The 6,941-nt window shown below is 64.6% G+C and carries 6 protein-coding genes; 3 read left to right on the top strand and 3 right to left on the bottom strand.

The window, feature by feature from the left end; genetic code table 11:
* The first annotated feature begins 96 nt into the window (after window positions 1-96).
* Both RT131_RS17145 and mscL read left to right on the top strand, forming a co-directional pair.
* Window positions 97-798 (top strand): fumarylacetoacetate hydrolase family protein, encoded by a 702-nt coding sequence (locus tag RT131_RS17145; protein ID WP_313173974.1) that lies wholly within the window; start codon window positions 97-99, stop codon window positions 796-798.
* 58 nt (window positions 799-856) lie between these two features.
* Window positions 857-1,273 (top strand): large-conductance mechanosensitive channel protein MscL, encoded by a 417-nt coding sequence (gene mscL / locus RT131_RS17140; protein WP_312914251.1) that lies wholly within the window; start codon window positions 857-859, stop codon window positions 1,271-1,273.
* Window positions 1,274-1,339: 66 nt separating this feature from the next.
* Here the strand turns inward: mscL and RT131_RS17135 are convergent, their stop codons facing one another.
* On the bottom strand, window positions 1,340-2,320 hold the full coding sequence (locus tag RT131_RS17135; RefSeq protein WP_313173973.1) for a hypothetical protein: 981 nt from the start codon (window positions 2,318-2,320) through the stop codon (window positions 1,340-1,342).
* Between the two features lie 251 nt (window positions 2,321-2,571).
* On the opposite strand from RT131_RS17135, the gene RT131_RS17130 reads away from it, so the two are divergent.
* A complete protein-coding gene (locus tag RT131_RS17130) occupies window positions 2,572-3,993 on the top strand; it encodes a M28 family peptidase (protein WP_313173972.1) in 1,422 nt (473 codons plus the stop codon).
* Window positions 3,994-4,524: 531 nt separating this feature from the next.
* On the opposite strand, the gene RT131_RS17125 is transcribed toward RT131_RS17130, so the two are convergent.
* Complete coding sequence (locus RT131_RS17125) at window positions 4,525-5,361, bottom strand: TrmH family RNA methyltransferase (RefSeq protein WP_293715726.1); 837 nt, start codon at window positions 5,359-5,361, stop codon at window positions 4,525-4,527.
* Window positions 5,362-5,376: 15 nt separating this feature from the next.
* The gene (locus RT131_RS17120) at window positions 5,377-6,879 is read right to left on the bottom strand and encodes an alanine/glycine:cation symporter family protein (protein WP_313173971.1); all 1,503 of its coding nucleotides are present in this window, start codon (window positions 6,877-6,879) and stop codon (window positions 5,377-5,379) included.
* Window positions 6,880-6,941 lie beyond the last annotated feature (62 nt).

Below are 6,941 nucleotides of genomic sequence, written 5' to 3'. Positions count from 1 at the left end.
AAGCTTTCCCGGTAAGGCCCCAGCCGAGCATGGCTCGGCTCTACAGACGCGGCCTGCGTCCGCTAGACTTCTGCGTCGTTTCACCTGGACGCAACCATGACCGATCTGATCCCCGCCCTGCCCCAGCCCCGCATTCCGGTCGAGGGCGGCGGTACCTTCCCGGTACACCGCATCTACTGCGTCGGCCGTAACTTCGCTGACCATGCCCGCGAAATGGGCGCCGCCGTGCCCGCCGCCGCCGAACGTGGCCAGCCGATGTTCTTCATGAAGCCCGCCGATGCCATCGTGGTTGGCGATGCCCCCATTCCCTACCCGTCCGCCACCGCCGACCTGCACCACGAAGTGGAACTGGTGGTCGCACTGGGCAAGGACGCACCCGCCGGCGTGCTCGCCGTTGAGGACGCGATGGCGCTGGTGCTGGCCTACGGCGTCGGCCTGGACCTGACCCGCCGCGACCTGCAGGCCGCGGCCAAGGCCAAGGGCGGCCCCTGGGATATTGCCAAGGGCTTCGACCATTCCGCTCCGGTCAGCACGCTGGTACCGGCAGCGCAGGTCGGTGATCTCGAGCCGCTGGAACTCTCGCTGGAGATCAACGGCCAGCTGCGGCAGAGATCCACCTTGGACCAGATGATCTGGAACGTGCCGGATATCCTGCATGAGCTGTCCAAGCTCTACGCGCTGCGTGCAGGCGACCTGGTCTTCATGGGTACCCCGGCCGGTGTGGCCGCCCTGCAACGCGGCGATCGTTTCAGCGCCCGCCTAGGAAAAATCGCACAGCGCGATGGCGTGATCGCCTGATGACATCCACTGGAGTAGGCTGCGCCCACTCCCCCTCATGCACCTTTAGGAGAAACACATGGGAATGATCAGCGAGTTCAAGGAATTCGCCATGCGCGGCAACGTCATCGACCTGGCGGTCGGTGTCGTCATCGGTGGCGCCTTCGGCAAAATCGTCACCTCGCTGGTGGACAAGGTGATCATGCCGCCGATCGGCTGGCTGATCGGCAATGTCGATTTCTCGGCATTGGCCTGGACGCTGGCGCCGGCCAAGATCGGCGCCGATGGCAAGGAAATCCCCGCCGTGGTGATCGGCTATGGCGATTTCATCAACACGCTGATCCAATTCATCATCGTCGCCTTCGCGATCTTCATGCTGGTCAAGGTCGTCAACAAACTCTCGCGCAAGAAGGAAGAGGCGCCGGCCGCCCCGGCCGAGCCGAGCGAGGAAGTGCTGCTGCTGCGTGAAATCCGCGACAGCCTCAACAAGCACTGATACAGGCGCAGGCCTGCGCTACACCACAACGGCCGGGCAAGAGCCCGGCCGTTGTCATTGCAGCCTTCAGAACGAAAGCGCCATCGACACCTGCGGGCTGACATAGGTGGCGCTGTTGCGCCCGCCAGGCAGCGATGCCTGCACGCCAACGAGGAAACCCAGTTGGTCGCTGACGTTGTATTCCACTGCCGGCGCGATGCTGTAGCTGCGGCTCGCGCGATCACGCCGATGGATACGCTGGCGCTGACCGTCCTCCACCACCACCGTGCCGTCCACCGCATTGCCGGACTGATGGCTGGCGCTCAGGTCCAAGGCCAGCGCCCAATGCACGTCGATGCTGTACTCCAGGCCCAAGCCCGCGCCCACCGCAGACCCGGGACGCACCTGGCCACGAAAGCCCTGCCCGGTACCGTAAACACTGCGGCCGGTAAGGCTTACATCACGCGGCGACGGACTCCAGCGCGCCTGCCAGCGCCAACGCAATGGCCGTCCGTTCGGCAACCAATGGTAGGCCTGTCCAAGCAGCGATAACGTGCTGCGATAGGCGCCACTGCCCTGCCCGTTGAGCAGGTTGTCGCCGAGCCGGTCATGGCGACCGGTTGGCAGCGCCTGACCCCACATCACCGCAAGCGCGGACTTGCCGGTAAGCGGGTCCCCTTCGCGGAACAGATAGCGCAGGCGTAGCGCGCTGTCCGCCAGCCGGTAGCCATCGCTGTGCTGGCCGCCCTGGGTGCTGCGCGCACTGTCCATCACCAATTCTCCGGCCAGCCTGTCGGTGAGACCTGCGCTGAGCAGCACCGACAGCAAAGACGTATCGCTCGCATCGGCCAATGCATGGCGATGCCCCTTGTCGTCGTAGCGACCCGAACCATGCGTCTGCACCAGATAGGGCTGCAGGAAGAACTGCCCCTGCGGCAGGGTCGAAGGCGACGGGGTCAGCAAGGGACCGGTGAAACGCACATCATCAAGTGAGTGTGCCTGTGCCCATGCCGCCGGCGCCACCATCGCCATCAACACCATCCCTGCAGCCCTGTTTCGCACTGTCATTACAACGTCCTGTTGAAACCACCCGATCGGTGGAAACGCAGGCTCTCCCGCGCCGCAGCAGCGGGGCCACAGGAAAACTCCCATTCACCCTGTAGCGTTTTCCACTGCGCTATCGGCCTAACTGAAGGTGATCAACAAGGCCATAGGGACTTCACTGAATCTGCCCCTGATGGTTGACCCATACCAACTGGCACATTCCCCTACTTCTGCTCACTGTTACCCTGATAGTTCAATCCACCGTGGAACCGACCATGCGCCGCCGTGCCCTTGCTCTTGCCATCGTGCTGTTCTGCACTTCTGCTGCTGCCACTGCTGCCCCCACCCATATTCCGGACCAGGCGCTGGCGCAGGCCGCGCAATTGCGAACGCAGGCGCTGGCTGACAACACCGGCTGGCAGGTGGTGGAATCACTGACCACCGAGGTTGGCCCGCGTATGGCCGGCAGCGAAGCTGATGCACGCGCGGTGGAATGGGCCAAGGCCAAGTTCAAGCAGCTGGGTTTCGACAAGGTGTGGACCGAGCCGGTCACCTTCCCCAAGTGGGAGCGCCGCAGCGAACATGCCGCCGTGCTCGGCGCCAACCCACAGCCGCTGACCATCACTGCACTGGGTGGCAGCCCGGCCGGTACGGTGGAAGCCGAAGTGGTGCGCTTTGATGGCCTGGATGCACTGAAAGCAGCACCGGAAGGCTCGCTGGCCGGCAAGATCGCCTATGTCGACTTCACCATGACCCGCAAGCGCGATGGCGCTGACTACGGCATCGGCGGCAGTGTACGCAGCCGTGGCCCGTCCGAAGCGATCCGCAAGGGTGCGGTGGGTTTCATCATGCGCTCGGCTGGCACTGATTCGCACCGCATGCCGCATACCGGCATTACCCGTTACGACGAAGGCCTGACCCCGGTGCCGTCGGCCGCGCTGTCCGGCCCGGATGCCGACCAGCTCAACCGTCTGGTCGCGCGCGGTCCCACCCGCATCCGCATCGCGCTGGATTGCGGCTGGGATGGCAGCTACACCTCGCAGAACGTGATCGGTGAAATCACCGGCCGCAGCCTGCCCAAGGAAGTGGTGGTGATCGGTGGTCACCTGGATTCCTGGGACCTGGGCACCGGTGCCATCGATGATGGTGCCGGCGTCGGCATCACCATGGCCGCCGGTCATCTGATCGGCCAGCTCAAGCAGGCGCCGAAGCGCACCATCCGCGTCATCGCCTTTGCCAACGAGGAACAGGGCCTGCACGGCGGCAAGGCCTATGCTGCCGCGCGCGTGGCCGCAGGCGAGATCGTGCAGCAGCACATCGCTGCCGAGAGCGACTTCGGCGCAGGCCGCATCTATGCCTTCAACACCGGTTCGGGTAACCCGGCAGAATCGCGTGAGGCTACACGCCAGATCGGCGAGGCGCTGGCCCCGCTGGGCATCGAATACCGTGCCAACGAAGGCGGCCCCGGCCCGGATGTCGGCCCGCTGGCGGCCAAGGGCGGTGCCTGGGCGTGGTTGGCGCAGGACGGGACCGATTACTTCGATCTGCACCATACCCCGGACGACACCCTCGACAAGATCGACCCGAAGGCACTGGCGCAGAACGTGGCCGCCTACACCGTGTTTGCCTATCTGGCCGCCGAATCGGAAGGCAGCTTCGGCAGCGAGGCCAAGGAAGTGGTGCCGCCGAAGGAATGAGGTCGGCAGGCAATGACGACAAAGGCGCCGCAAGGCGCCTTTGTTTTGTAGTGCCGAGCCATGCTCGGCAACGGGGCTTTGCCGGTAGGGCTTCTGCCGAGCATGGCTCGGCACTACAGGGGCTTTTTGCATTGCGGGTGGAGCCCATGACGACAAAGGCGCCGCAAGGCGCCTTTGTTTTTTGTAGTGCCGAGCCGTGCTCGGCAATGGGGCTTTACCGGTAAGGCCTCTGCCGAGCATGGCTCGGCACTACGGGGGCTTTTTGCAATGCTGGTGGAGCCCATGACGACAAAGGCGCCGCAAGGCGCCTTTGCTTTTTGTAGTGCCGAGCCATGCTCGGCAACGGGGCTTTACCTGTAAGGCCTCTGCCGAGCATGGCTCGGCACTACAGGGGCTTTTTGCATTGCGGGTGGAGTCCATGACGACAAAGGCGCCACAAGGCGCCTTTGTTTTGTAGTGCCGAGCCATGCTCGGCAACGGGGCTTTACCGGTAAGGCCTCTGCCGAGCATGGCTCGGCACTACAGTGCGGTTCAACCTTGCTGGCGGCTCTTCCAACTGGCCAGGAAAACCGCCGTTGCCGAAGCCACGTTGAGGCTCTCCACCGCGCCGCTGCCCGGGATCGACAGGCGCAGGTCACAGCTTTGTGCGAACCCGCGGTCCATGCCTTCGCTTTCCGCTCCCATCACGTAAACCATCCGGTCCGGCAGCGCAGTAGTGAACACGTTGTCGCCGCCTTCAACCAGCGTCGCCGCCAATCCGAAACCGGCATCACGCAGCTGCGCAACGGCCTGCGGCAGGGCCGGCAGGCGCACCAGCGGCACCGACTCGGCGCCGCCTTCGGCCACGCGCGCGGCCGAACCGGACAGCGCCAGCGTGGACTCCGCCGGCAGCAGGATCGCGCCAACACCGAAATGCGCAGCCGAACGCAGGATCGCACCGAAGTTGTGCGGGTTGCCCACGCCGTCCAGCCACAGCGCCAGCACCGGGCCGTCCTGCAGTGAAGCCAGCCAGGTGGCCAGCGGCAACGGTTCCTGCTTCAACACATCGGCGACCACACCTTCGTGATGGGTGGTGGCAGCCAGCTTGTTCAGGTCACCATCGCCGACCACGCGGTAACCCACGCGGTTGGCCACGCACCATTTCAGCATCGGCTGCAGGCGCGGGATCATGTCCTCGGCCAGGTACAGCTTGCGCAGCGACTGCGGGCGCTTGGCGAACATCGCCTGCACGGCATTGACACCGTACAGGCGCAGCTCGTCGCCGCCGCGTACCGGGACACCGTCGCCTTCGCGCGTGGCGGCAGGTGCCGCCGGGGTTGCACGCGGCGGTCGCGAGGAGGGACGACGGTTGTTCCAGGGGTTGCTCACAGCGGTTCCTTTGAATTACTTGTTGCCACGCCAGAAGTCGGCGTTCTTGATGCCCAATGCGTCAGGGTCGAAGACCGGGTCCAGGCCCAGCTTCTTCTGCCGCTCGTAGTCGCGCAGCGCCAGCATGGCCGGCTTCTGCAGGATCAGGATGGCGATCACGTTCAGCCACGCCATCAGACCCACGCCGATATCACCCAGCGCCCAGGCCATTTTCGCATTGTGGTAGGCGCCAAACACCACCATGCCCATGATGCCCAGGCGCAGCACCAGCATCGCCGCCGGATGGGTGCGGTTGCTGCCGGCCAGATAGGTCAGGTTGGTTTCGGCCATGTAGTAGTAGGCCATGATGGTGGTGAAGGCGAAGAAGAACAGCGCCAGTGCCACAAAGCCCGCGCCCCAGCCCGGCAGCACCGACTCCACCGCCGCCTGGGTGAACAGCGCGCCCTCGGACGGCTGTACGCCGGGGACGCCGGTGATGATGGCTTCCAGCTTGGTCACGCCACCTTCGGTGACTTCGCGGAACACGTTGTACATTCCGGTGGACAGCACCAGGAACGCGGTCGAGGTACACACCAGCATGGTGTCGAAGTAGATGGCGAAGGCCTGCACATAACCTTGCTTGGCCGGGTGCGAGACCTCGGCGGCGGCAGCCGCGTGCGGGCCGGTGCCCTGGCCGGCTTCGTTGGCGTAGATGCCACGCTTCACGCCCCAGGCAATGGCCTGGCCGATGATGCCGCCAAACGCTGCATGGGCACCGAAGGCACTGGAGAAGATGTCGGCGAACATCGTCGGCACCTTGCTGGCATTGAGCATCATCACCACGATCGCCATCAGGATGAAGCCCAGCGCCATGAACGGCACGATCACCTCGGCGAAGCTGGCAATGCGCTTGACGCCGCCGAAGATGATGATGCCCAGCAGCAGCGCCACGCTCAGGCCGATCCACAGCTTCATGCTGGCAGCGCCGCCGACCGATGCACAGGCATCGGCGCCGGTGCACAGCACGTTGACCGCGCTGTCGGCGATGGCATTGGCCTGTACGCCCGGCAGCAGGAAGCCGGCGGCGATCACGGTGGCGACGGCAAACACCGCCGCATACCACTTCAGGCCCATGGCCTTTTCGATGTAATAGGCCGGGCCACCGCGATAGCGGCCTTCGGCATCCTTGGTCTTGTAGATCTGCGCCAGGGTCGATTCCACATAGGACGTGGAGGCGCCGAGGAAGCCCATCACCCACATCCAGAAGATCGCGCCCGGGCCGCCGTAGGCAATGGCCGTGGCCACGCCGGCGATGTTGCCGATACCCATGCGACCGGCCATCGACATGGCCAGGGCCTGGAAGGAAGACACGCCGGCGTCGGACTTCTCACCGCGTACCGTCAGCCGGCACATCTCGGCAAAACCACGGATCTGCATGAAACGCGTGCGCAGGCTGAACCACAGGCCGGCGCCCAGACACATGAAAATGAGCGCATTGCTCCAGATGATGCCGTTTACGTATTCGACGATGGATTCCACGTAATTCCCCGGAAAGCTGAAAGGTAGCCAAAGCCCGGAATCCCGGGGCTGGCCGATTTTTC

This window comes from Stenotrophomonas sp. (genome assembly GCF_032066555.1).
Classification (GTDB): domain Bacteria; phylum Pseudomonadota; class Gammaproteobacteria; order Xanthomonadales; family Xanthomonadaceae; genus Stenotrophomonas.
This window is presented reverse-complemented; position numbering and strand designations above follow the sequence as displayed.